The sequence below is a fragment of the Campylobacter sp. P255 genome, assembly GCF_003627915.1.
In the GTDB taxonomy this organism is placed as follows: Bacteria; Campylobacterota; Campylobacteria; order Campylobacterales; family Campylobacteraceae; genus Campylobacter_D.
Genome location: NZ_NREN01000011.1, coordinates 19,816 through 43,490, shown reverse-complemented (window position 1 = coordinate 43,490; position 23,675 = coordinate 19,816). Strand labels below are relative to the sequence as shown.

General features: G+C 30.1%; 26 protein-coding genes. 16 read left to right on the top strand and 10 right to left on the bottom strand.

Going from position 1 to position 23,675, the window contains the following annotated elements:
• Window positions 1-39 precede the first annotated feature (39 nt).
• From CKA54_RS06530 to gmhA, 4 genes are read left to right on the top strand one after another with little or no spacing between them, the layout of a single operon-like run.
• On the top strand, window positions 40-555 hold the full coding sequence (locus tag CKA54_RS06530; protein ID WP_120760786.1) for a D-glycero-beta-D-manno-heptose 1,7-bisphosphate 7-phosphatase: 516 nt from the start codon (window positions 40-42) through the stop codon (window positions 553-555).
• On the top strand, window positions 552-1,505 hold the full coding sequence (rfaD, locus tag CKA54_RS06525; protein WP_120760776.1) for an ADP-glyceromanno-heptose 6-epimerase: 954 nt from the start codon (window positions 552-554) through the stop codon (window positions 1,503-1,505). Before CKA54_RS06530 ends, rfaD begins: the two co-directional genes overlap by 4 nt.
• Complete coding sequence (rfaE1, locus tag CKA54_RS06520; protein WP_120760775.1) at window positions 1,498-2,877, top strand: D-glycero-beta-D-manno-heptose-7-phosphate kinase; 1,380 nt, start codon at window positions 1,498-1,500, stop codon at window positions 2,875-2,877. The genes rfaD and rfaE1 overlap by 8 nt, the downstream gene beginning before the upstream one ends.
• Entirely contained in the window at window positions 2,861-3,421 is a 561-nt protein-coding gene (gene gmhA, locus CKA54_RS06515) for a D-sedoheptulose 7-phosphate isomerase (RefSeq protein WP_120760774.1), read from the top strand. The genes rfaE1 and gmhA overlap by 17 nt, the downstream gene beginning before the upstream one ends.
• 7 nt (window positions 3,422-3,428) lie before the next feature.
• Here the strand turns inward: gmhA and pyk are convergent, their stop codons facing one another.
• The 6 genes from pyk to CKA54_RS06485 all read right to left on the bottom strand — a co-directional run bounded on the left by pyk (window position 3,429) and on the right by CKA54_RS06485 (window position 8,829).
• The gene (gene pyk / locus CKA54_RS06510) at window positions 3,429-4,880 is read right to left on the bottom strand and encodes a pyruvate kinase (RefSeq protein ID WP_120760773.1); all 1,452 of its coding nucleotides are present in this window, start codon (window positions 4,878-4,880) and stop codon (window positions 3,429-3,431) included.
• 12 nt (window positions 4,881-4,892) lie between these two features.
• Window positions 4,893-6,239 (bottom strand): FAD-dependent oxidoreductase, encoded by a 1,347-nt coding sequence (locus tag CKA54_RS06505; RefSeq protein WP_120760772.1) that lies wholly within the window; start codon window positions 6,237-6,239, stop codon window positions 4,893-4,895.
• A 108-nt stretch (window positions 6,240-6,347) separates the two neighbouring features.
• Window positions 6,348-6,971 carry a type III pantothenate kinase gene (locus CKA54_RS06500; protein ID WP_120760771.1) on the bottom strand — a complete coding sequence of 208 codons (624 nt, stop codon included), beginning with the start codon at window positions 6,969-6,971 and terminating at the stop codon, window positions 6,348-6,350.
• A complete protein-coding gene (locus CKA54_RS06495; protein WP_120760770.1) occupies window positions 6,958-7,290 on the bottom strand; it encodes a hypothetical protein in 333 nt (110 codons plus the stop codon). Before CKA54_RS06495 ends, CKA54_RS06500 begins: the two co-directional genes overlap by 14 nt.
• A gap of 1 nt (window position 7,291) precedes the next feature.
• Complete coding sequence (locus tag CKA54_RS06490; RefSeq protein WP_120760769.1) at window positions 7,292-8,287, bottom strand: hypothetical protein; 996 nt, start codon at window positions 8,285-8,287, stop codon at window positions 7,292-7,294.
• Window positions 8,284-8,829: a hypothetical protein gene (locus CKA54_RS06485; protein WP_120760768.1), complete on the bottom strand. Its 546-nt coding sequence runs from the start codon at window positions 8,827-8,829 to the stop codon at window positions 8,284-8,286. Before CKA54_RS06485 ends, CKA54_RS06490 begins: the two co-directional genes overlap by 4 nt.
• A 152-nt stretch (window positions 8,830-8,981) precedes the next feature.
• Here CKA54_RS06485 and gatC point away from each other — a divergent pair, with 152 nt between their 5' ends.
• From gatC to CKA54_RS06445, 8 genes are read left to right on the top strand one after another with little or no spacing between them, the layout of a single operon-like run.
• On the top strand, window positions 8,982-9,269 hold the full coding sequence (gatC, locus tag CKA54_RS06480; protein ID WP_120760767.1) for an Asp-tRNA(Asn)/Glu-tRNA(Gln) amidotransferase subunit GatC: 288 nt from the start codon (window positions 8,982-8,984) through the stop codon (window positions 9,267-9,269).
• A gap of 21 nt (window positions 9,270-9,290) precedes the next feature.
• On the top strand, window positions 9,291-9,851 hold the full coding sequence (locus CKA54_RS06475; RefSeq protein ID WP_120760766.1) for a CvpA family protein: 561 nt from the start codon (window positions 9,291-9,293) through the stop codon (window positions 9,849-9,851).
• The gene (locus CKA54_RS06470) at window positions 9,851-10,306 is read left to right on the top strand and encodes a Fur family transcriptional regulator (RefSeq protein ID WP_120760765.1); all 456 of its coding nucleotides are present in this window, start codon (window positions 9,851-9,853) and stop codon (window positions 10,304-10,306) included. Before CKA54_RS06475 ends, CKA54_RS06470 begins: the two co-directional genes overlap by 1 nt.
• A 10-nt stretch (window positions 10,307-10,316) precedes the next feature.
• Window positions 10,317-11,819 (top strand): lysine--tRNA ligase, encoded by a 1,503-nt coding sequence (gene lysS / locus CKA54_RS06465; protein ID WP_120760764.1) that lies wholly within the window; start codon window positions 10,317-10,319, stop codon window positions 11,817-11,819.
• On the top strand, window positions 11,820-13,061 hold the full coding sequence (locus CKA54_RS06460; protein ID WP_120760763.1) for a serine hydroxymethyltransferase: 1,242 nt from the start codon (window positions 11,820-11,822) through the stop codon (window positions 13,059-13,061).
• Window positions 13,058-13,603 (top strand): DUF1882 domain-containing protein, encoded by a 546-nt coding sequence (locus tag CKA54_RS06455; RefSeq protein WP_120760762.1) that lies wholly within the window; start codon window positions 13,058-13,060, stop codon window positions 13,601-13,603. Before CKA54_RS06460 ends, CKA54_RS06455 begins: the two co-directional genes overlap by 4 nt.
• Before the next feature lie 19 nt (window positions 13,604-13,622).
• On the top strand, window positions 13,623-14,435 hold the full coding sequence (locus tag CKA54_RS06450; protein ID WP_120760761.1) for an SPOR domain-containing protein: 813 nt from the start codon (window positions 13,623-13,625) through the stop codon (window positions 14,433-14,435).
• Window positions 14,432-15,217, top strand: coding sequence for a shikimate dehydrogenase (locus tag CKA54_RS06445; RefSeq protein WP_120760760.1), 786 nt, complete (start codon window positions 14,432-14,434; stop codon window positions 15,215-15,217). The genes CKA54_RS06450 and CKA54_RS06445 overlap by 4 nt, the downstream gene beginning before the upstream one ends.
• Here CKA54_RS06445 and dnaJ read toward each other — a convergent pair.
• The gene (gene dnaJ / locus CKA54_RS06440; protein ID WP_120760759.1) at window positions 15,214-16,335 is read right to left on the bottom strand and encodes a molecular chaperone DnaJ; all 1,122 of its coding nucleotides are present in this window, start codon (window positions 16,333-16,335) and stop codon (window positions 15,214-15,216) included. The two genes, CKA54_RS06445 and dnaJ, sit on opposite strands and share 4 nt — an antisense overlap.
• Before the next feature lie 114 nt (window positions 16,336-16,449).
• On the opposite strand from dnaJ, the gene CKA54_RS06435 reads away from it, so the two are divergent.
• From CKA54_RS06435 to recR, 3 genes are read left to right on the top strand one after another with little or no spacing between them, the layout of a single operon-like run.
• A complete protein-coding gene (locus CKA54_RS06435; protein ID WP_039617824.1) occupies window positions 16,450-17,121 on the top strand; it encodes a response regulator transcription factor in 672 nt (223 codons plus the stop codon).
• A complete protein-coding gene (locus tag CKA54_RS06430; protein WP_120760758.1) occupies window positions 17,118-18,350 on the top strand; it encodes an ArsS family sensor histidine kinase in 1,233 nt (410 codons plus the stop codon). Before CKA54_RS06435 ends, CKA54_RS06430 begins: the two co-directional genes overlap by 4 nt.
• A gap of 1 nt (window position 18,351) precedes the next feature.
• Window positions 18,352-18,924 (top strand): recombination mediator RecR, encoded by a 573-nt coding sequence (gene recR / locus CKA54_RS06425; protein ID WP_120760757.1) that lies wholly within the window; start codon window positions 18,352-18,354, stop codon window positions 18,922-18,924.
• Here recR and CKA54_RS06420 read toward each other — a convergent pair.
• Genes CKA54_RS06420 through CKA54_RS06410 form a run of 3 tightly spaced genes read right to left on the bottom strand, consistent with a single transcriptional unit; the run spans window position 18,921 to window position 22,178 of the window.
• Entirely contained in the window at window positions 18,921-19,943 is a 1,023-nt protein-coding gene (locus tag CKA54_RS06420) for a hypothetical protein (protein ID WP_120760756.1), read from the bottom strand. The two genes, recR and CKA54_RS06420, sit on opposite strands and share 4 nt — an antisense overlap.
• Window positions 19,940-21,733, bottom strand: coding sequence for an excinuclease ABC subunit UvrC (gene uvrC / locus CKA54_RS06415; protein ID WP_120760755.1), 1,794 nt, complete (start codon window positions 21,731-21,733; stop codon window positions 19,940-19,942). Before uvrC ends, CKA54_RS06420 begins: the two co-directional genes overlap by 4 nt.
• Window positions 21,720-22,178: a hypothetical protein gene (locus CKA54_RS06410; protein WP_172586678.1), complete on the bottom strand. Its 459-nt coding sequence runs from the start codon at window positions 22,176-22,178 to the stop codon at window positions 21,720-21,722. The genes uvrC and CKA54_RS06410 overlap by 14 nt, the downstream gene beginning before the upstream one ends.
• Before the next feature lie 134 nt (window positions 22,179-22,312).
• Here CKA54_RS06410 and nhaD point away from each other — a divergent pair, with 134 nt between their 5' ends.
• Window positions 22,313-23,671: a sodium:proton antiporter NhaD gene (nhaD, locus tag CKA54_RS06400; protein WP_120760752.1), complete on the top strand. Its 1,359-nt coding sequence runs from the start codon at window positions 22,313-22,315 to the stop codon at window positions 23,669-23,671.
• Window positions 23,672-23,675 lie beyond the last annotated feature (4 nt).

Genomic DNA, 23,675 nt, shown 5'->3' with positions numbered 1-23,675 from the left:
ATTATAAAAATCTTAATAAAAATACATTATAATTTTTGCATGAAAACAAAGGCGTTATTTTTAGATAGAGATGGAATTATCAATATAGATAAAAAATATGTTCATAAGATTGAGGATTTTGAATTTTGTGAAGGTATTTTTGAGCTTTGTGATTTTTTTCAAAAACAAAATTTTGCAATTTTTGTTGCAACTAATCAATCTGGCATTGCAAGAAAATATTATAGTGAAAAAGATTTTGAGGTTTTAAGTGCATATATGCTAAGTGAGTTAAATAAACAAGGTATAAAAATAGAAAAAATTTACCACTGTCCTCATTTGGAAAATTGCGAATGTCGCAAACCAAAACCTGGCATGTTCTTAAAAGCACAAAAAGAATTTAACCTAGATCTTTCTCTTTCTTTTTTTGTGGGAGATAATTTAACTGATATGCAGGCTGGAATTTGCGCAGGCATAAAAAATTTATTTTTAATCAACGAAAATTATAACGATGATGAAAATTATAAAGCCTTTAAAAATTTAAAAGAATTTTTGCATTATCTAAAGGAAGAAAAATGAAAATTGTAATAACAGGCGGAGCAGGTTTTATAGGATCAGCGTTGGCTTTAGAACTTCAGGAACAACATGAGGTTTTAATTGTAGATAAAATGCGTTCAAATGTTGTTTTTGATAATGGAAATTTAGAAAGTTTTGGACATTTTAAGAATTTGCTTGACTTTAACGGGGAGCTTTATGTAGGCGATATTAATGATGAAAAAACTTTAGCATATATAAAAAGTTTTAAACCTGATGTGATTTTTCACAAAGCTGCGATTTCTGATACAACGGTTTATGATCAAAATAAAGTTTTAAGTACCAACTTAAATACTTTTAAAGATTTTATTGAGCTTGCGCTAGAGATTGATGCTAAATTAATTTATGCAAGTTCAGCATCAGTTTATGGAGATGCTCCTAGTCCTCAAACTGTAAATTTAAGTGAAGCCCCTAAAAATCCTTATGCTTTTTCAAAATTAATGATGGATAAATTAGCAAAAAAATATTTTGATAAAATGCATATAGTAGGGCTTAGATATTTTAATGTATATGGTAAAGGGGAATTTTTTAAAAATACTACCGCTTCTATGATTTTGCAATTTGGACATCAGATTTTAGCAGGGAAGAATCCTCGTTTATTTGAAGGTAGTGATCAAATTTATCGTGATTTTGTTTATATTAAAGACGTGGTAAGTGCTAATTTGGAAGCATTAGAAACAAAAAGTGGTGTTTATAATGTTGCAACAGGAAAAGCAAGAAGTTTTCAAGATATAGTGGATATTTTACAAAAAGAATTAAACACTAATTATCCTTGTGAGTATATTCCTAATCCTTATAAAAATGCTTATCAATTTCATACTCAAGCAAAACTAGATGCAAATTTTTTATATACACCACAATATAGTCTTGAAGAAGGAATCAAAGACTATCTAAATGAAATCAAAAGACTTTATGAAAAGGAAGTAAATGTTTGATTTTCTAAGCTCAAAAAAACCTAAAATTCTAGTTGTCGGAGATTTTATGGTCGATCATTATATATGGTGTGATTGTACTAGAATTTCTCCTGAAGCTCCTGTAATGATAATGAAATCACAAAAAGAAGACAAAAGATTAGGTGGTGCTGGAAATGTATATGCAAATTTAAAAAGTCTTGGTGCTGAGGTTTATGCTTTGGGGCTTGTGGGTGATGATGAGAGTGGTAGGTTTTTAAAAGAAAATTTAAATGCAAGTTTATTAGTAGAAAAAAATAGAAAAACTCCACTCAAAAGCAGAGTTTTATCGCATTCGCAGCAGGTTTTAAGACTTGATGATGAAAATGATTTTAATACGCAATTAGAAGATGAGCTTGTTGATGAGTTTAAGAAAATAGCTAAAGATTATGATGCGATTGTTTTGAGTGATTATGCTAAAGGTGTTTTAACGCCAAAAGTAACAAGAGCTTTAATTTCTCATGCAAATACCCTAAATTTGCCTATTTTGGTAGATCCAAAAGGAAAAGATTTTAGTAAATATCAAAACGCAACACTGCTTACACCTAATAAAAAAGAAGCTATGCAAGCTTTAGGTATAGAAAAAATAGAAAATCTAGAACAAGCAATAAAACAATTAAAAGATGATCTTGGTTTGTGTTATTCGATTATAACTTTATCTGAAGAAGGTATTGCGCTTTTTGATGATCGTTTGCATATTATCCCTGCTAAGGCTTTAGAAGTATATGATGTAACTGGTGCTGGTGATAGTGTTATAGCTATGCTTGCTTATGCTTTGGCTTTAAAGATTGATATTGTCAAAGCATGTGAATTAGCCAATGATGCTGCAGCGGTTGTGGTGGCAAAAGTTGGAAGCGTTAGTGTTAGTTTAGATGAGATAAGAAATTTAGAAAAAGCTTCTTTTGAGGATAAAATCAAAAGCAAAGAAGAGCTTGTAAAAATAACACAACATCAAAAAGTGGTTTTTACAAATGGCTGTTTTGATATCATGCACTATGGGCATATAAAATACCTTGAAAAAGCCAAAAGACTAGGAGATGTGTTAGTTGTGGGGTTAAATTCAGATCAAAGCATTAAAAGGCTTAAAGGGGATTTAAGACCCATTAATGCTGAATTTCAACGTGCATGTATGCTTGCGAGTATGTATTTTGTAGATTATGTGGTAATTTTTGATGAAGATACGCCTTTTGAATTGATCCAATTTTTAAAACCCGAGATACTCGTAAAAGGGGCTGATTATAAAGATAAAGAAGTAGTTGGATCAGACATAGTAAAAAAAGTAGAATTGATTGATTTTGAAGAAGGTTTTAGTACCACTAATATTATCAATAGGATTGTTAATGATAAAAAAAATTGAAAAAGAAATAATAGAACATCAAAAAACTTTAGAGCAAGTTTTAAATTTAAAAGAGCAAGTTGCTTTGGTTGCTCAAGAATTGAAAAATTGTCTAAAGCAAGGTGGTAAGATTTTAATTTGTGGAAATGGCGGTAGTGCAGCAGACAGCCAGCATTTTGCAGCTGAATTGAGTGGGAGATATAAAAAAGAAAGAAAAGCTTTGGCTGCTATTGCGCTAAGTACAGATACTTCAGCTTTAAGTGCTATAGGAAATGACTATGGTTTTGAATTTGTTTTTTCAAGACAAGTAGAAGCTTTGGCTAGCGGTAATGATGTTTTAATTGGTATTTCAACGAGTGGAAAGAGCACCAATGTTATCAAAGCGTTTGAAAAAGCCAAAGGCATTGGTGCTAAGTGTATAGGTTTGAGTGGGAAAGGCGGTGGTTTGATGAATGCATTATGTGATCATAACATAGTTATCCCAAGCGATGATACTGCAAGAATTCAAGAAATGCATATTTTAATTATACATTGTTTGTGTGATTTGATAGAAGAAGAATACTAAGCTTGGGTTATTTACCCAAACTTAAATAATACTCGATTTGATCTTTTTGTAAAATTCTAATTAAATTCGTACTTCCTGCTACACCTATAGGAAAACCTGCTGTAAGGGTATAAACACCATCTCTTTTCATCAAACCTTTTTCAACTCCAAGTTTTACTGAGTTGCTTAAAAGTTCTGTTAAATTCTCATGTTTTTCTATTAAAATAGCAGGTTGTACACCCCAAACTATACTTAAGAAATTTAAAGTTTTTTTAGAATGTGTAATAGCTATAATGTCCATTTTTGGACGATATCTCGCAGTTTTAATAGCAGAAGCACCACTGCTTGTTATGGTGAAAATTGCATTAGCATTTAAATCAGTTGCTAATTGAGTGCTTGATTTTGCGATGATATCTGTTTCATTAAAGCATTTGAAATTTTCAAATTTTTCATAAGGATAGTTTTTTTCAGTTTCGATGATAGTTTGAGTCATGATATCTACTGCATTAGCAGGATCAATCCCAACAGCACTTTCTTCGCTGAGCATAACTGCATCGGTGCCATCAAGTACCGCATTTGCCACATCTGAAATTTCAGCTCTAGTTGCTGTTTTAGATTTTGCAAGCGAGAAGAGCATTTGTGTGGCAGTGATGACTGGTTTGTTAGCTTCATTGGCTTTTTTTATGATGAGTTTTTGTATATTTGGTACTCTATAATAAGGAACCTCTATACCCAAATCACCTCTTGCAACCATAATACCATCACTGCAGCTTATAATTTCATCGATATTTTCAACTGCATCGAATTTTTCTATTTTTGCAAAAATAGCAATTTTAGCATTATTTTCATCAAGAATTTTTTTTACTTCATCAATATCATGAGCATTTTGCACAAAAGAAATAGCTAGAAAATCAACATCATTTTTAATACCCCAAGCTAGATCATCTTTGTCTTTTTGTGTGATAATATCGATATTGATTTTTGTGTTAGGAAAATTGATCCCTTTGTTTGAGCTAAGTATTCCGCTATTTTCTACTTGAGTTTGGATAAAATCTTTTTCAACTTGCACTACTTTGGTTTTAATAGAACCATCACAAAGATAAATGTATTCTCCGACCTTTAACATAGAGAGAATTTCTGGGTGATTAATGCATACTCTATAATGTTCATTAGAAAATTTTTCACCATCAAATGTATCTTTGTAAAAGTCTAATCGATCGCCGTTTTTTAATTCAAAAGGTTCTGGAATTTTTAAAGTTCTGATTTTTGGACCACTTATATCTTGTAAAATTCCAACTCTTGCGTTTAATTCAGCTGCGACTTTTCTAATAGTGGCTAAATTTTGACTATGATACTCATGGCTACCATGTGAGAAATTTAAACGAAAGACATTCACACCATTAATGATCATTTGTCTAACAGTAGTTTCATTTTCGCTTGCTGGTCCAATCGTTGCAACAATTTTTGTCTTTTTTAGCATTTTTAATCCTTTTTATAGTAGTTCGCTAGCAAATAAGTCCTCATTAAAATTTGCACCTAGGTATTGACAGATAAGTTTTGCATCTCTATAGCCATTGCCAAGACAACTTGTAGCACCTGGACTTGGAGTCATATTGAAGATTATACCTGGAATCTCTGTGATACTTGCTTCACCAAGCATTAGCTCGCCTGCTTTTTTATCAAGTACTTGCGGACGAACCCCACCAAATTTTTTAGCATAATAAATATCATCAGTTTTCAAACTAGGAACAATTTTTTTGGCATCTTTAACAAAAAGTTTTTTGTTGATATAAGGAATTTCAAATAAATAATTATAAAGAATGTAGTTTCTAATGGTAGAGTCTTTAAAAAGATTAAAGCAAATTTTAACTACATTCATATCAAGGTTAAGTGTTTTGAAAAATTCAGGTAAAGATTTAAAACCATGATATCTTTCTAACATAGGAATAACTAAAGCGGTAGGACCAAAACGCGTATTCATATCTGCAAGTAAGTCAGGATCTCCATGTAAAGCAGCAAAAGGTAGTTTTGGGTTTTGTACCATATAGACTTTACCATTTAGGATTTTTCTTTTTGTCATATAGAAACTTCCTGCAACAGGAAAGCAAGATTTGTCTAAACCTATACCCATTTTATGTGCTAAAAATAAAGAATGTGCACCTGCGTTGACTATGATAGATTTTGCACTATATTCTTTAAAATCTTTTGTTTTGATATAAAAAATATCATCTTTTTTTTCTATAAAAACAACTTCTTGATTATAAGCAACATGTGTGTTTTTGCCTTGTTTGTGAGCTTGTTCTATTAAGCTTTGACTCATGAGGCCAAAGTCAACAGTGGTGTAAATTTCTCCTGCTTCTACACCCATAGCTACAACATTATCTGTTCTATCATTAACACCATCTTCACCTAAAACAACATTAGGTTCTATTTGTTTGATTTCGTCTTTGTTGTAAAATTTAATATAAGGATATAGTTCTTTAAATTCTTCGTATCTATTTTTCATGTACTCACATTCTGTATCACCTACTGCTAATGCTAATTTTTGATGTGAGTGCATAAATTTGTTTTGAGCATTTTGTAAAAGCCCGTACTTTACAATCATATCAGCTGTTTTTTTGACTTTTTTTGCTTTTTCTAAAGTATAGTTTGTTTCTATATCGCCACAGTGGATAGTTTGTGAATTGCTTGTACCACAACTGTTTAGGGTCGCAGCGCTATTATATTTTTCTAATAAAGCAATGTTTTGTATATTTGTATATCTTGCTAGCTCATAAAATGCTGCAGCACCAGAAATCCCACCGCCAATTACCACGGTATCAAAATGTTTTTGATCCATTGTTGTTTATTCCTTTTGTGTGTTTGATTTTGCTAATGATATCAAAATATAATTGTTTTGAGTTTAAATAAAGCTTATAATTTGTGGAGTTATTAAGAGAAATAAATTTTATAGTTTAAAATTTTCACAAACGGCTTTTTTCATACCTCTAAAAATTAAAAATTTATCATAAATAGCATAGTCAAAAAAATTTGCCAGAAATTGTCCATCGCCACCTGTGAAGTATAGTTTTTTATCATAAGCACTGTCTTTAATGAGTAAATAAATACTTTTGAAAACACCGTAACTTAATGCATCAACAGTTCTTTGTGGGAAGGCGTCGAAATTGATTTGGGTGTTAAGCTCGTATTTTAAACGTGATGAAATATTTGCAAAAGATTTTTTATAGTTTTCAATTCCAGGTAAAATAAAACCACCTAAATGAATGGAGTTAGAAACAATATCTACTGTTATGGCTGATCCTGCATCAACCACTACGCCATCTTCTATGGTATAGCAAGCTGCTATTCTATCAACACCTAGGTTGTCATAAATTGTATCGAAATTAAAATACGGTGCAAGGTTGACAAATAAAGGATTGCGTTTTAATCTTTCTTCTAAGTTAGGATTAACATTGATATAAAATACCTTTTGTGTTGGTTCATATTGTAAAAATTGTTCAATACTCATAGAATGGAATTTTTGTTCATTTAAAAAACTCGCGGTCGTATTTCCAATATCACACAAAAGCATGGGTTTTGATTCCTTGGTTATTTAGATATGCTTTTGCTTTGGAGCAGATTAAGGCTTGATGAAAGATAAAAGAATTTTTAAAGTTAAGATCTAGATGGGTACTGATTTGCTTGATAATTCTTTCATATTCTAAGCTATCTTTTGCAAGAATTTTACTTTTGACAAAAGAAAACAAAACCAAGCAATATTCTTTTTTTGTGTTTTCCCCGTACAAGCATAGTATTTTTTTCTTTTTGCTAAAGCTAGAAAGATCTATGCTTTTGGTATTTTTTAAAATTAAGCCACAACTGATAAGAATATTGCTAAGTTCTTGGTTCATTTTAATTTAACTGTAAAACTTTGTTATTATAGAAAAATTTGTCACGACTCATAAAGCTTTTTTGATCTACTGCATCGCTTAATTTGTATACAGAATAGTTTTTTAAATCAGTATTTAAGCGGATTAAATATCCTGTTTTTTCAAAGATATATAAAAAGTCATGATGCAATGTGCTTTTTGAAAATAAAGCAAACTGAAATTTTACCTCATTAATTTTTCTAAGATTATAATCATTTTTGATAATTCTTCCATCTTTGGTGAGTATAAAAATTTCTCTATCATTAGCGTTTACTTCTTTGATGTCCTCGTTAAGATATACGGTTCTATTAGGGGTTACAACGATGATTTTTTTTGCAGTTGCTGCAATCATTGTGTCGTTTTTAACATGAAGATAAATGATGTTGTTAAAAAACTCTTCACTACTTACCATGATTTCTTTACTTACTTTTAAACTGCTTTTATTTACTATAGCAAGTTTACCATTTAGCATAGGATAGATAATAATGGTATTTAAGAAATAAGGATTAGCGTAACGACTATCTTGAGCGTAAGCAGTTCCTAAATTTTGTAGCATTTTTATACCAAGATTTTTGTTTGCATAAACCAAGCTATTGCTTGCTAAAACCAAAGCGATATCATCACCATCTAAACTTGCACTAACAACACTTTCATTAAATTTATAAAAATATAACTCTTCGCCTTTTAGATTTAAAATTTTAAAATTTCCATTATCATCTGCTATAAGAATTTCATCTTGATATGCATTTAAGATGTGGTAGTTTTTATCTAATTTAAAGTCAATAATATTTCCTGTTGTGTTTATAAAAGCATTGTTATTTAATTGTGCGATATTGTTATTAAAACTTGTAATTTTACCATTGATGTTTTTTGCGCTATTTGGAAGTGGATCTACCTGTGTAGGTTGATAGTATTCTCTTTTTGTACCACATGCGCTTAAAAAAACGAGTGTTATGATAAACAAATAAAAGTGTTTCATTTTATTCCTTGATAGTGTTTTAAGCTAGTGATAACTTGCCATAATGGCGAATTTACTGGTATTTTATTAAATTCAAGATCTGCATTTTTAAAATCATTATTTTTTAAAAATTCAAAGCCTTTTAGTAAGATATTATAGTCTTTTAAAAAGTCTGATTTTTGATTATTTTGTGCTAAAACAATTTGTTTTAACAAAGGATCAATATCAAAAGCGGTGGTTTGATTGAGATCATGACTGTTTTGGCTCATTAAAAAAATAGTATAAAGGTTTAAATTTTTTTGTTTTAATTCCTCTAAAAGCTTTTGATCTGATGGGTTTTTTTGCAAACTGCTAAAAATAAGATTGCTTTCTTTTGTATTTTTTTCTTGGTTGATATGATAAATATAACTTCCACCAAAATAAACAATTAGCAAAACAATAAAAGTGATAAAATAGTATTTGTATTTTCTTATAAAACGTTCTGACTTAATGAAATTTTCCATCATTTGTTCTTGAGAGCTTAATTCTTGTTGAACTGCTTTTAAATTATCTTTTAAAGCCATATTTTTCCTTTATGATTATATAGTAAAATACCACCTAGTGTTTAAAGTCTATAATTGTAACATATAAAAATGAAAAAATAAATGATTTTATGTTATAATTTTCTATCTAAAAAAGAGTTTTTAGAAGATCATTTTAAAAATTAAGGTAAATCATGCAAATTGATGATAATTTATTAACAAAGCTAGAGAAACTAAGTGCTTTAAAAATAGCAGATGAAAAAAGACAAGAGCTGGAAGAGCAACTAAGTCAGATTGTTAATTTTGTTGAAAAATTAGACGAACTAGATCTTTCCAATATAGAAGCAATGACAAGTACCACCAATGGTGGCACGCCTTTTAGAAGTGATGAAAGTGAAAAATCTGATGTGATTGATTCAGTAAGCAAACATGCTCCAAATTCCCAAGATGGATTTTTTGTTGTACCTAAGATAATTGAATAAATATTTGGAGTTTAAGAGAGTATGGAAAATTTTTCATGGTTTGATGTTTTTGTATTGGGATTAACTGCGGTTTTGGGCTTAAAAGGCTTAGTAAGTGGTTTATTTAAAGAGATTTTTGGTTTATTAGGGATAGTTGGTGGTGTTTTACTTGCTTCAAGATATGCTAAAGAAGTAGCAGAAATTATCAATAATAATTTTTATTCAATTCAAAATGAAAATCTTGCGATTTTTGCTGGTTTTTTAGTATTACTTGTTTGTATTTGGATAGTTTGTATGGCTTTGGGCAATATCTTATCGAAAATGTTTAGCATGAGTGGACTTGGATTTATTGATCGTATCGGTGGTTTTTTGTTTGGTAGTGCTAAGATATTTTTGATTTTTGCTATTTTAGTAGCTTGTGTAAGCAATATAGAATTTTTAAATTCGAGCCTAGAAAAATATACAAATAATAGCCATACTTTAGATTTGCTTAGAAAAACCGGTGAATATATTATGAATACGGAATTTACTCAAAATGGTTTGGAAAAAATTGAAGAAAAAATCAAAGATTCTAACTTAAGTTTAAATTCGGAGAATGGATAATGCAAATTGAAAATATAGAATATGATGTATTGCTAGAGCGTTTTAAAAAAACACTTAAGGATAATGGCTTAAAGTATACTAAACAAAGAGAAGTTCTTTTAAAAACTTTATACAATAGTGATGTGCATTATACCCCTGAAAGCTTATATGTGGAGATAAAACAAAAAAACCCCGAATTAAACGTAGGTATTGCTACGGTGTATAGAACATTAAATTTACTAGAAGAATCAGGTATGGCTACTTCGATATCTTTTGGAGCTTCAGGTAAAAAATTTGAACTTGCCAATAAACCACACCATGATCATTTAATTTGCAAAAGTTGTGGTGAGATAGTGGAATTTGAAAATTCAATTATCGAACAACAACAAATGTTAATAGCAAAAGAATATAATTTCAAATTAACAGGGCATTTGATGCAGCTTTATGGTTTGTGTCCACAGTGTAGTAAAAAGTAGAGGTAGGTCGATGTTTGACAATATTTTAGAGCAACAAAAAATTCAAAAAGCACATGAGTTAAAAGAGTTAGGGATAAATCCATACCCGCATTTTTTAAAAAAAGAGATGAATATAAGTGAGTATAAAAATAAATTTACTTATATTAAGGATATGGAAAATCAAAGAGATGAAAATTCATATGGTATTGTAGCTGGAAGATTAAAACTTCTCAGAATAGCTGGAAAATCTGTATTTGCCAATATTGAAGATGAGCAAGATAATTTGCAAATTTATTTTAATCAAAATATTTTAGGAGAAGAGTATTTTGGTATTTTAAAAAAATATCTTGAAGTAGGAGATATTGTTTTAGTTAAAGGTTTTCCTTTTATGACTAAAACTGGAGAATTTAGTCTTCACGTGAAAGAAATTCAAATAGCAACAAAAGCTATAGTTCCACTTCCAGAGAAGTATCACGGGTTGACAGATATTGAGCAAAGATATAGAAAAAGATATCTTGATATGATTATGAATAGTGAGGTAAGAAAAGATTTTATTTTGCGTTCTAAAATCGTTTCTTATATAAGAGCTTTTTTTGAATCTAAAGGATTTTTAGAAGTCGAAACTCCGATGATGCATCCTATTGCAGGTGGTGCAAATGCTAAACCTTTTGTAACTTATCATAATGCTTTGGGCGTAGAAAGATTTTTAAGAATTGCTCCTGAGCTTTATTTAAAACGTTTGATTGTAGGTGGTTTTGAAGCAGTTTATGAGATTAATAGATGTTTTAGAAATGAAGGTATGGATTTAACACATAATCCTGAATTTACAACAATAGAATTTTATTGGGCATATCATAATTATCACGATCTCATGGATTTAACGGAAGAGTTATTTGCTATGCTTTTGGATAAGTTAGGACTAGATAAAAAGTTTGAATTTGATGAAAAAATAATCGATTTTTCTAAACCTTTTGAGAGAATTACCTATAAAGATGCTCTAAAAAAATATGGTGGTTTGGATGATGAGTTGATTCATGATAAGGCTAAAATTTTAGAAAAACTTCAAAGAGATGGTTTTGAAGCAAATGAAAAATTAGAGCTAGGTCATTTGCAAGCTGAGCTTTTTGATCACTATGTAGAAGATAAATTAATTGATCCTACTTTTGTAGTAGATTTTCCAATATCAATTAGTCCTTTATCAAGAAGAAGTGATAAAGATGCAGAAATTGCAGAGAGATTTGAGCTTTTTATTGCGGGCAGGGAAATTGCAAATGGCTTTAATGAATTAAACGATCCTCTTGATCAGTATGAGAGATTTTTAAAGCAAATCGAAGCTAAAAATGCAGGCGATGAAGAAGCTTGTGAGATGGATGAGGATTTTGTTAACGCATTAGGCTATGCTATGGCACCAACTGCAGGCGAGGGTATAGGGATAGATAGACTTATTATGCTTTTGATTAATAAAAAATCAATTCGTGATGTTGTCCTTTTTCCAGCAATGAGACCACTTAAAAACGAAGCAAAAGGAGAGTAAATGTTAGAAAATTTTGATAAAGAAATTTTTGATTTAACCCAAAAAGAATTAACAAGACAATGCGATGGTCTTGAAATGATAGCAAGTGAAAACTTTACCATACCAGAAGTGATGGAGGTAATGGGAAGTATTCTTACTAATAAATATGCAGAAGGTTATCCTGGTAAAAGATATTATGGTGGATGTGAATTTGTAGATGAAATAGAAACAATTGCTATAGAAAGATGTAAAAAACTTTTTAATTGTAATTTTGCTAATGTACAACCAAATTCAGGATCACAAGCTAATCAAGGTGTTTATATGGCACTGTTAAATCCAGGCGATAGAATTTTGGGTATGGATCTAAGTCATGGCGGACATTTAACTCATGGTTCAAAGGTAAGTTCTTCAGGTAAAATTTATGAAAGTCATTTCTATGGAGTGGAGCTTGATGGAAGAATTGATTATGATAAGGTTAGAGAAATAGCAAAAGAAGTTAAGCCAAAGCTAATTGTTTGTGGTGCTAGTGCTTATCCTAGAATAATTGATTTTGCTAAATTTAGAGAAATTGCAGATGAGGTTGGTGCGTATTTGTTTGCTGATATCGCACATATTGCTGGTTTGGTTGTTGCGGGTGAGCATCCTAGTCCTTTTCCTCATGCGCATGTTGTAAGTTCAACAACCCATAAAACTCTAAGAGGCCCAAGAGGTGGGATTATAATGTGCAATGATGAAGAAATTGCAAAAAAAATCAATTCAGCGATTTTTCCCGGTATTCAAGGTGGACCTTTAATGCATGTAATTGCTGCTAAAGCGGTCGGATTTAAATATAACCTAAGTGATGAGTGGAAATTATATGCAAAACAAATCATTAAAAATACAGCAACACTAGCACAAGTATTAATAGACAGAAAATACGATCTAGTTAGCGGTGGCACAGATAATCACTTAATCTTGTTGAGTTTTTTAAATAAAGAATTTAGTGGTAAAGATGCGGATTTGGCTTTAGAAAGAGCTGGAATTACAGCAAATAAAAATACTGTACCGGGAGAAACTAGAAGCCCGTTTGTAACAAGTGGATTAAGACTTGGAACCGCGGCTTTAACTGCAAGAGGTTTTAAGGAAGAGCAAATTAGCATTGTTGCAAATTATATAGCAGATATTTTAGATGATATACAAAATACAAAATTACAAGATGAAATTAAGACTAAATTAAAAGATTTAGCAAGTAATTTTATTATTTATGAAAGGGCTTTATTTTGATTACAACAATGGATTTAGCTTTAATTAAAATGGTTACAAGCCATTATTACATTAAACGCAATACTATAGTAAACAAATACGAACACAAGGGTAGAATATTTTTTGATAAATTTGAAAAAATAAATGCACCCTTAACTGCGAATGTGATACAAGAGCACATGGAGAAAAAGATTATTGTTGCACACTCGTTGATCAATAGTTTTGATAAGGTTGAAAACATAGTATTTGATTATAATGGCTTTAATGCTGAACGTTTTTGGCATAGAGCTCAACTAGTTTTAAGAGAAGAGGGTTTTATTAATTTTACTGCTTATAAAACAAAGAGCAATAACCATTTGCATTTGTATATTCATAAGGGTCATACTACTTTTAATGAGGCATGTTCTTTGGGGTCAAAATTATCTTTGCTTTTTTCTCAAAAAATGCCAGTTGAATGGAAGGTTTTTCCTAGCTTGGATATACCTAAAGAATTTAATATTCTTACTTTACCTTATGAGGTTTATCAAAAAGAGCGTGGTGCTTCTTGGTCTAAACATATGTAATTTTGAAAGGATGTAGAAAATGGAAGAAAACAACAAAAATGAATTTGATGATATTATTTTGCAAAAGAGCAACAAAAGTGAGAAATTAAAGAAGATTTTACTTCGATCTATTATTTTGATTATTGTCTTTTTGGTTGTGATGATTGTAATGAAGTTAATCAATGATCCAGGTGAAGAAAAAGCGTTGCAAATGCCACCAGAGCCACAAGAGCAATCTTCTTATGAAAATAATTTTAATTCTCTACCAATTACTGATAGCGCTAAAGAAGAAGATGAATTTGAGGCTTTGGCTAGAAAATTAAAAGAAGAAAGTGCTTTGGTTGACACTAATACTACTGAAGAGATAAAACAAGAAATTCCAACAACAAACAATAGCGTATTGGATCAAATTTCAAATTCTGAGCCAAAAGAAGAAGTTGCTAAGGTTGAAGAAAAACAAGAAGAAAAAGTAGTGGAAAAAGTAGCTCAAAATCCAGTTCAAAAGCCGATTGAAAAACCAAAGACAAGTGTAAGTGAAAAACCAAAAGCACCAGAGCAAAGTAGCAATGCAAATGAGCTATTTGAAAGCATTCAAACTCCAAGCATTCAAACTCAGCTTCCAGCAGGTGCTTACGTGCAAGTATTTTCTTTGAATAGTTTAGATTTGAAATCTAAAGAATTAAATCTTTTAAAATCTAAAGGCTATGAATACAAAATTTATAAAACAGTGGTTAATGGAAAAGAGCTTACCAAGGTTTTAGTTGGTCCTTATAAAGAAAGCGAACTAAAAGCTGAATTAGAAAAAATTCGTTCTAATGTTGCAAAAGGTGCATTTACTTTTAGAATCAAATGAAAATCTTTGCTGTTATTGGCGATCCAATTGTGCATTCTAAATCCCCTAGAATGCACAATAATGCCTTAAATACTCTTAATTTTTGTGCAAGTTATACACGCTATCACCTCCAAGAAAAAAACAAACTAAAAGATGTCGTAAAATTCTTTGATGGAGTTAATATTACCATTCCTTTTAAAGAAGAGGCTTGTTTAATAGCCGATTTTAAAGATAAAAGTGTTTTGCATATAGGTTCTGCTAATACTCTTTTAAATAAAAATAATAAAATTTATGCTTACAATACAGATTACTTGGGTTTTTTAAAAGCGATTGAAGAATTTAAGAATATAAAAAATGCTTTGATTTTGGGTGCAGGTGGTACAGCCAGAGCATTAGCATATGCTTTAAAAACACAAGATATTGAAGTGGCAATTGCTAATCGTTCTGATGGTAGATTTGAAAAACTAAACCATAGTGTTTGTTATTTATATGAACAATTACAACCTGACTTTCAATTTGATTTGATTGTTAACACAACTAGCGCAGGTTTGAATGATATGATTTTGCCTTGCAAAAGAGATATTTTAGAAAATCTTTTTTGCAATGCCAAATATGCTTTTGACGTAATTTATGGTAAAAATACTCCTTTTTTGGAGTTAGCTAGACAATGGAATTTGCAAACTAAAGATGGAACAGATATGCTCTTGTGGCAGGGTGTGTTCGCATTTGAACTTTTTTTAGAGTGTGAGCAACAAAGAGAAGAGATATTTAAAGCCATGAATATGGCTTTAAATTATCCTTAATGGCTAAACCAAGATTTTATTTTATCAAATAAACTTTCTTGCTCAATAAACGCTTCTTCATCGGCTATACCAAAGCTTTTTTCAAGTTGCAATAAAAGGTTTTTTTGTTCTTCATTGAGATTTTTAGGGAATTTAATATCAATTTGCACAATGTGCGAGCCTAATTTTCCTGTGTGAATATTTTTAACCCCTTCATTGGCTAATTCAAATTTTTGTTTATCTTTTGCGCCAACTGGAAGCTTTAGATCTGCTTCCCCTCTTATGGTGGAGATTTTTATGGTTTTTCCTAAAGCAGCTTGAGTGAAAAACACAGGAACGATAGTATAAATATCATCTTCATGTCTGATAAATCTCTCATCATCTTCAACAATAATTTTGATATATAAATCTCCTCTTTGTGAGCTATTTGGAAGTTCATTGGCTTTGTTTTGAACTCTAAGACTCATTTCATTATCTATGCCTTCAGGTATATCAAGCTCGATTTGATCTTTTATTTCTTCATATCCATTTCCATGGCATGTTTTACATTTATCTTTAATGACTTTTCCATTTCCATGACAGTGATTACATGTTTGAACTAGAGTCATAAAACCTTGTCTAACGCCTACTTGTCCTTTACCACCACAATATGAACAAATATCTTCTTTTCCATTTTCAGAACCACTTCCATTGCAGCTTTTACAAAAAGTTTTATAACGAAAATCAATCTTTTTCTTGCAGCCAAAAACAGCTTCTTTAAATGTGATTTTGGTGGCTATTTTTAAATCACGTGGGTATTTTTCTTTTTTTTCTCTTCTTTGACTAGAGCTGCCAAACCCAAAGCCTTCTCCAAAAAAGCTTGAAAAAATATCCCCTAAATCAATATCTCCAAAACCACCAAAACCACCTGCTTGGCCTTTTAAGCCATCTTTTCCGTATCTATCATATATGCTTCTTTTTTCATCATTACTTAATACTTCATAAGCTTCGTTAACTAGTTTAAATTTTTCTTCAGCTTCTTTGTCTCCTTGATTTCTATCAGGGTGGTATTTTAAGGCCATTTTTCTATAAGCTTTTTTAATAGTGTCTTTATCAGAATTTTGAGAAATTTCTAATATTTCATAATAATTAAGTTCCACTGTTTTCCTCTCAATTGAAAATTAATAATGCAATTTTAGCAAAAAAATAAATGAAAAATTAAATTATGTGTTATAATATTAAGTTGTAACATATTTTATTAAGAAGGATAAATGATGATTAATGTTTTAATGATCGAAGATGATCCAGATTTTGCGGAATTTTTAGCAGAATATTTAGCTCAATTTAATATTAAAGTTACGAATTACGAAGATCCTTATTTAGGAATGAGCGCTGGTATAAAAAACTACGATTGTTTAATCCTTGATTTGACTTTACCAGGACTTGATGGTCTTGAAGTTTGTCGTGAAATAAGAGAAAAATATAGCATACCTATTATCATTTCTTCGGCTAGAAGTGACTTAAGCGATAAAATCGTAGGACTTCAAATAGGTGCAGATGATTATCTTCCAAAACCATATGATCCAAAAGAAATGCACGCAAGAATCATGAGTTTAATTCGTCGTTCAAAACGTGTAAATGAAACCCCAGAAAAAATCATCAATTCTGCATTTAAGATTGATGAAAAAAGACATGAGATCAGCTATAATGATGAAGTTTTGGTTTTAACTCCCGCTGAATATGAAATTTTAAGCTATATGATCAGACAACATGGTTTTTCAGTGAGTAGAGAGCAGCTTGTATATCACTGTAAAAGCTTAAAAGATAAAGATTCTAAAAGCTTAGATGTGATTATTGGAAGACTTAGAACTAAAATCGGTGATAGTTCAAAAGCACCAAAGCATATTTTCTCAGTTAGAGGGATAGGGTATAAGTTAATAGGATGAAAGTAACTATTAATCTTAAGATTACTATTCTTTTTGCGACTGCTTTTTTATTTGTTTGTGCTTTGTTTGTCCTTCTTGGCAAGGTTCAGATTGATTCTTATTTGACAAGCGAACAAAGTCGACAAAAAGAAATTGTGGAGAAAATTATTTACAATTTAGAAAGAAGAGAAGGTTTTTCTATTCATGAATATCTTCTTTCTAAATCTTTTAAATTGGTTGAAAACGAACGCAATATTAAGCATATAGTTTCAAAAGGTGAAAAAGTACTTAGGATTAATTCTTTATATGGAAGTTTTTCTTCTATAATTTATCACAATCAGATCTTTTTTTACGTAGAGCGAATGAATACAAAAAGACTTTATGAGTTAAATGCTTCTGCGCGCTTGGAGTATTTGTTTTTACTTAGTTTCTTTTTTAGTTTGATTTTAATTATATTTTTATATTTTTCTGTATTAAGATCCTTAATGCCATTGAAAATTTTAAAAAAGAAAATTAAAAATATTAGTGCAGGAAAAATCGAGTCTTTGTCGGAGTATTCGCAAATTAATGACGAAATTTCTGAAATTTCTTTTGAGTTTGATCATGCTATTAATAAAATTCAAGAACTAGTTAAATCTAGACAATTCTTTTTAAGAATGATCATGCATGAGTTAAAAACACCTATAGGCAAGGGTAGGATAGTTTGCGAAATGCTAGATAATCAAAAGCAAAAAGACCGCCTTGTTGCTATTTTTGAAAGACTTGAATTGTTGATAGATGAATTTGGAAAAATTGAAAAAGTATTATCAAGAAATTGTCAACTTAATTTGCAGACTTATCATCTAAGCTTGATTTTAGAACAGGCTGAAGATTACCTCATGAGAGATGATTTTTATCAAAAAGTTAAAATCTCCTATAAAGAAGATACGATGATCATTGCTGATTTGGAGTTATTTTCTTTAATGCTTAAAAATTTAATCGATAATGCGATTAAGTATTCAGAAGATAAAAGCTGTGAGATTATATGTTCTGGGGATTATGTGATTGTAAAAAATAAAGGTGTGCAGCTTAAGAAAACTTTTGATTACTACCTTAAGCCTTTTGTTAGAGAACATAATAACGAAGTAGAAGGTATGGGATTGGGACTTTATATTATTAATAATATCTGCAATCTTCATGGTTATAACTTGACATATAGTTACGAAGATGGTTATCATACTTTTAAAATTGTCTTTTCAAGGCTAAAATAACTTGAAAAGTTTAGAAAAATTTAACGAATTAGTTGAAGCCTTTTCAGCACTCCCTACCATAGGTAAAAAAACAGCATTAAGACTTGCTTATCATGTGTGTATAAAAGATCCGCTGTTGGGTGCGAAATTAGCATATAGTGTCGAAGAATCTATTCGAATGATTAGAAAATGCACGCAATGTGGTTCCTTAAGTGAAAACGAATTGTGTGAGATTTGTTCTAGTGAAGAGAGAAATGAGCAAATCATTTGCATTGTTCAAGATCCAAAAGATGTTTTGGTTTTAGAAGATAGTGGAAGTTTTGATGGCTTGTATTTTGTTTTAGATGATACTAGTGAAGAAAATATCACAAGATTAAGAAATATGATACAAAGTAAAAATTCCAAAGAAATCTTTTTCGCTTTTACGCAAGGTTTAAATTCTGATGCGATTGTTTTTTTTATAGAAGAAAAGTTAAAAGATCTTGATTTGAGTTTTTCACAAATCGCGCAAGGAATTCCAAGTGGCGTTAGCTTGGAAAATGTTGACTTTATATCACTGCACAAGGCAATCAATCATAGAACCAAGCTTGATTAAAGATATTTTTTAAGCAAATTAAGCCATTCGTTTTTATTAAGATCGTGTAAAATTTCATCTGCAAAATTACATTCCTTCACTCTTTCTTTAGAGAAAAGTAAAATTCTGCTTTCGGGATATTTGTTTTTGTATTCATGGAGCAAATGTAGCATATAATCAAAATCAAACTTAATCACTTCATAATCAAGTAGTATTAATTTAAAACAAAACTTTAGAGTGCTTTTAAAATCACTAAGATTGCTTGCTGCTTGATTGTTTTGGCAAAACTGGTTTGTGATGTTTAAAATAAGATCATTTTCAAAGCTAGAAGATTTAAAAATTAAAACATTAGACATATAAGGCATTTGGTAGAAATCTTGTTTAAAATGAGTATTTAAGAATTCCGCCAAGTCTTTAGTATCAACTTGCGAAAAAACATAATTTAAGCCGTGTTCTACCGGATTTTTTGAGATGATAAATTGATAGTTTTCATATATTATTTCTTCACTTGTCTTGATTTCACTAGAAATACCCATATCGTGCAAGATGCATTGCAATAGATAATTTTCGATTGAATTATCATTGATAATGCATGCGTGAATATTTCTATAAATATTAAATTGAGATTTTTTTATAATATTAAATTCTTGAAAAATGTTTTGAAGTACTTTGTCGTGTTTTAATGGTTTGTTATAGTGTAAGCTTTGTATAAGATCATGCAATTGCTTTTGCGCGAAATGTTTTTGTGTTTTTTGATCTTGTAATTGCTCTTGTTGTGTTTGAAAAACTTTTTTCAAGTTTTCTTTGGTTTTTTGTAGAGAATTTGAATGTGGTAAATTAAAATAATCTTCCAAATCCCAAATTATCATATTATTTTTTTTATTGTTTTTATTTCTTATAAATACATAGCTTATGGATATGCATACAATTAAAACACATATAAAACTATAAAGATAAAATAAATTCTCATTAATAGGATAGAAAAAATAGTAGTTTAAAAAACACAGAGTTAAAGCCAAAAAGCTTATAAAAAGTATCATGTATTGTCCTTAATTAGTCGAGCTATTTTTGCATTAGACAGTGATTTTAACTCATCAAAACTTGCGTTAAAGATATTATCAAAATTACCATAATAATCCAAAAATTTCTTAATACAGCCTTGAGAAATTCCAAGTTGTATTAATTTTGAGCTTTGTAAATCTTGCTTTCTTTTTGTTTTTTGGTGAAAGCTAATAGCAAAGCGATGTGCTTCATCGCGTAGTTTTTGTAAAAATTGCAATTTTTTATCGTCAGTATTTAACTGTATTTTGCCATCTTGGGTGTAAATTTTATCTTTAGCGCTTCCTTTTGCACGGTGTGCTTTTGCATCGATTTTTTCTTTTGATATGGCTAGTATATCCACGTTTGCACCTGAACTTTTAATGATATCGTTGGCTAATTTTAACAAAGCATCTCCTCCATCAATCAACCATAAATCAGGAGGTGGATTTTTATCAAATGACAAAGCTCTTTTGCTAAGAGTTTGGAGCATTTGATCATAATCATTTTTATAAGATAGATGATAATGTCTATAAGAATTTTTATTAAATTTTCCATCTTTGAAAGCCACTAAAGCACCGACATTTGCCTCACCTTGCATATGAGAATTATCGAAAATTTCAATATGATTAGGATAGTTTTGCAAATTAAAAAAGTCTTTTATTTCTTTCAAGAGTAGGTAGTTTTCATTTTTCAGGTGTTTTTGTATATTGATTTTTGCATTTTCCAAGGCAAGATCACACAATGCTTTTTTTTCGCCAAGTTTTGGCATTTTAAGGTGGAATTTCTTAGAAAACCTTTTGCTAAGTAGATCTTGCAAAAGCTCCATATCTTCAAATTCATCATGCGTATATATGCGAGTTGAGTTAATAGGAGCTTCTTGGGTGTAATTTTCTAATATATACTGCTTATAGATTGCATTAAGATCAAACTCGCTTTGATTTTTAAGTGCTAAAATTTTATGATTTGAGCTGATGATTTTACCATTGTTAATCACAAATCGTACCATAGATAGTAGATTATCCTCGCAATAGACTGCAAAAACATCAAAATCTTCAAGCTTGGCAAGATCGATTTGTATTTTTACACTTAAATCTTGAATGGTTTTAATCTGATCTCTTATAAGGGCTGCTTCTTCATAGTTTTCATTTTTTGCATATTCTAGCATTTTATGCTCTAGGTTTTTAACTAAAGAAAGTGGATTTAAAAGCGCTTGTATAGCTTCTTGTGTGATTTTTTCATAAGCTTCTTGTGTGATTTTTTTTTCACATGGTCCTTTGCAGCGTTTAATCTGATAAAAAAGACAAAGTTCTTTGCAGGATTTTTTTTGTCTAAGTTCAAAAGATAAATATAACGCATTTAAAAGTTCTTTTGCTCCTTTAAAAAAAGGACCAAAATATTTAATTTTATTTTTTTTAATGATTTTTCTTGTTATTTCAAATCTTGGAAAATCTTCGTTTAAATCAATATAAATATAAGGATAAGTTTTATCATCTCTTAGTAATATATTATATTTAGGGTGCAATTGTTTTATGAAAGAATTTTCTAAAATCAAAGCATCAGCTTCACTTTTTGTGGTGATAAATTCCAAGTGCGAAGCCTCACTGATCATTTTTTGGATTCTTAAGCTGTTGTTAGGATTAGGACAAAGTTTAGGTGTAAAATTAAAATAACTTCTTACACGGTTTTTTAAGTTTTTGGCCTTGCCTACATATAGCAATTTTCCTTGTGCGTCAAAGTATTGATATACGCCAGGTAGATCCGGTAAAGTTTTGAGTTCATTTTCTAACATTTTTTATTAACACCCTTAATTCTTCAAATTTTTGATGTAAAATAGGATCTTGAATAGAATTGATAAAGTTTCCGCTAGAAAGTTCTAAGTGGTTTTGGAGTCTTTGTTTGGTGGTGTTTTTTTGTGCGGTAAAATTTTTATCACTTAGGATTTTGATATTTTTTACTTTGGCAAAATTACTCATAGGTTTAGCTAAAGTATAGTTTTTTATGAGATTTTTAATCATTTTTTTGGTATTATCGTGATTTAACTCCATGTATGCAATATGGTGTTTAACTAAAATAATCAAGGTATCATTTTTAATAAAGAGTTTGCTAATCATTTGTTGATGGTTATAACTTAATAAATTTAAAAACTCTTTATATTGAAAAAGTGCCCTTAAAGGTTTGTAATGTTTAAAATCGGCAAGTTCATTGATGATGTAATGGCTCGTTTTAATTTTCATTTATTTATTCTAACATTTTTTTTATTAATATTTTTAAACGCTTGCGGGTATAAAGATGCTCCATTTTATGAAATCAAAGATAATAATGGCAGTGTTAAGGAGATTAAAAAATTCCAATCTTTGGAGAGTGAAATATGAGTAAAATATTTTTTTTACTGTGTTTGGGGGTTAGCTTTTTGCTAGCTAGTCCAACACATGAGTTAAATTTGGCTTTTAGTGCTTTGGGTATAGGTATTTTGATTATTTTTATACTAGGGTATTATTTTATTGCTGCAGAAGAAAAATATCACATCAATAAAACAAAACCTGCTTTATTTATAGGCACTGTTTCTTTTATTATAATCGGTATTTACATGGTTTTAAATGATCTAGACACTCAAATACTTGAAGAAAGTGTTAATCATTTGATTTTAGAAATAGCACAAATTGTTTTTTTCTTAATAGCAGCTATGACTTTTATAGAAGCACTAATAGAAAGGTCGGTTTTTGAAACATTAAAATATAAACTTGTAAGCAAGGGATATACATATAGGAAGTTATTTTGGCTAACAGGAATTTTAGCTTTTTTTATTTCGCCAATTGCAGATAATCTTACCACCGCTTTGATTTTATCTACGGTGCTTTTAACTATAGATAAAAACAATAAAGAATTTTTAATCCCAGGTGCTATTAATATTGTTGTTGCAGCTAATGCAGGTGGGGCTTGGTCGCCCTTTGGTGATATTACTACCTTGATGGTATGGACTGCAAAAAAAGCAACTTTTTTTGAATTTTTTGCTTTATTTCCTGCTTCGTTTATCGGTTGGTTATTGACAGCATATTTATTATCACGCTATGTTCCAAATGTTCAGCCTAATTTCCATGAAGATAATTTAGAAAAAGTTGAAATTAAACCAGGCGGTAAGGTATTTATTGCATTGGGTTTTTTAACTATTGCTTTGGCTGTATTTATCCATAGTATTTGTGATTTGCCTGCTATGTGGGGGATGATTTTTGGTCTTTCCTTATTAAGCTTATATATATACTTTTTTAATAAAAAACAAGGTAAAAAAGATTTAAATGTGTTTTACTATATGACGCGCATTGAAATGGATACTCTGTTGTTCTTCTTTGGTATTTTATCTGCAGTGGGTGCTTTGCATTTTGTGGGTTGGCTTGCATATGCTTCAGATCTTTATGTAAAATTTGGCGCAACAAGTATCAATATAGGAGTAGGATTTTTATCTGCTATTGTAGATAATGTTCCGGTAATGAGTGCAGTCTTAAAAGCAAATCCAAGCATGGATGATACTCAATGGCTTTTAGTTACACTTACAGCGGGAATTGGAGGTTCTTTGATAAGCTTTGGTTCTGCAGCTGGAGTGGGTGTTATGGGTAAAATGAAAGGTATTTATACTTTTAATGCACATTTAAAGTATGCTTGGACAATTTTAATAGGTTATGTAGTATCTATTATGGTTTGGTATGTACAATTTCAACTGTTAAATTTATAAAGGA

Excerpts from the sequence above, each read along its gene's own strand:
- gatC (WP_120760767.1), top strand. The coding sequence starts at position 8,982 with ATGCAAATTGATGATAATTTATTAACAAAGCTAGAGAAACTAAGTGCT.
- CKA54_RS06505 (WP_120760772.1), bottom strand. The coding sequence starts at position 6,239 with ATGGATCAAAAACATTTTGATACCGTGGTAATTGGCGGTGGGATTTCT.
- CKA54_RS06445 (WP_120760760.1), top strand. The coding sequence starts at position 14,432 with ATGAAAATCTTTGCTGTTATTGGCGATCCAATTGTGCATTCTAAATCC.
- CKA54_RS06410 (WP_172586678.1), bottom strand. The coding sequence starts at position 22,178 with ATGAAAATTAAAACGAGCCATTACATCATCAATGAACTTGCCGATTTT.
- CKA54_RS06475 (WP_120760766.1), top strand. The coding sequence starts at position 9,291 with ATGGAAAATTTTTCATGGTTTGATGTTTTTGTATTGGGATTAACTGCG.
- uvrC (WP_120760755.1), bottom strand. The coding sequence starts at position 21,733 with ATGTTAGAAAATGAACTCAAAACTTTACCGGATCTACCTGGCGTATAT.
- CKA54_RS06450 (WP_120760761.1), top strand. The coding sequence starts at position 13,623 with ATGGAAGAAAACAACAAAAATGAATTTGATGATATTATTTTGCAAAAG.
- CKA54_RS06490 (WP_120760769.1), bottom strand. The coding sequence starts at position 8,287 with ATGAAACACTTTTATTTGTTTATCATAACACTCGTTTTTTTAAGCGCA.
- pyk (WP_120760773.1), bottom strand. The coding sequence starts at position 4,880 with ATGCTAAAAAAGACAAAAATTGTTGCAACGATTGGACCAGCAAGCGAA.
- CKA54_RS06500 (WP_120760771.1), bottom strand. The coding sequence starts at position 6,971 with ATGCTTTTGTGTGATATTGGAAATACGACCGCGAGTTTTTTAAATGAA.
- CKA54_RS06435 (WP_039617824.1), top strand. The coding sequence starts at position 16,450 with ATGATTAATGTTTTAATGATCGAAGATGATCCAGATTTTGCGGAATTT.
- CKA54_RS06460 (WP_120760763.1), top strand. The coding sequence starts at position 11,820 with ATGTTAGAAAATTTTGATAAAGAAATTTTTGATTTAACCCAAAAAGAA.
- gmhA (WP_120760774.1), top strand. The coding sequence starts at position 2,861 with ATGATAAAAAAAATTGAAAAAGAAATAATAGAACATCAAAAAACTTTA.
- CKA54_RS06495 (WP_120760770.1), bottom strand. The coding sequence starts at position 7,290 with ATGAACCAAGAACTTAGCAATATTCTTATCAGTTGTGGCTTAATTTTA.
- rfaD (WP_120760776.1), top strand. The coding sequence starts at position 552 with ATGAAAATTGTAATAACAGGCGGAGCAGGTTTTATAGGATCAGCGTTG.
- CKA54_RS06485 (WP_120760768.1), bottom strand. The coding sequence starts at position 8,829 with ATGGCTTTAAAAGATAATTTAAAAGCAGTTCAACAAGAATTAAGCTCT.
- nhaD (WP_120760752.1), top strand. The coding sequence starts at position 22,313 with ATGAGTAAAATATTTTTTTTACTGTGTTTGGGGGTTAGCTTTTTGCTA.
- CKA54_RS06470 (WP_120760765.1), top strand. The coding sequence starts at position 9,851 with ATGCAAATTGAAAATATAGAATATGATGTATTGCTAGAGCGTTTTAAA.
- rfaE1 (WP_120760775.1), top strand. The coding sequence starts at position 1,498 with ATGTTTGATTTTCTAAGCTCAAAAAAACCTAAAATTCTAGTTGTCGGA.
- CKA54_RS06530 (WP_120760786.1), top strand. The coding sequence starts at position 40 with ATGAAAACAAAGGCGTTATTTTTAGATAGAGATGGAATTATCAATATA.
- CKA54_RS06420 (WP_120760756.1), bottom strand. The coding sequence starts at position 19,943 with ATGATACTTTTTATAAGCTTTTTGGCTTTAACTCTGTGTTTTTTAAAC.
- lysS (WP_120760764.1), top strand. The coding sequence starts at position 10,317 with ATGTTTGACAATATTTTAGAGCAACAAAAAATTCAAAAAGCACATGAG.
- CKA54_RS06430 (WP_120760758.1), top strand. The coding sequence starts at position 17,118 with ATGAAAGTAACTATTAATCTTAAGATTACTATTCTTTTTGCGACTGCT.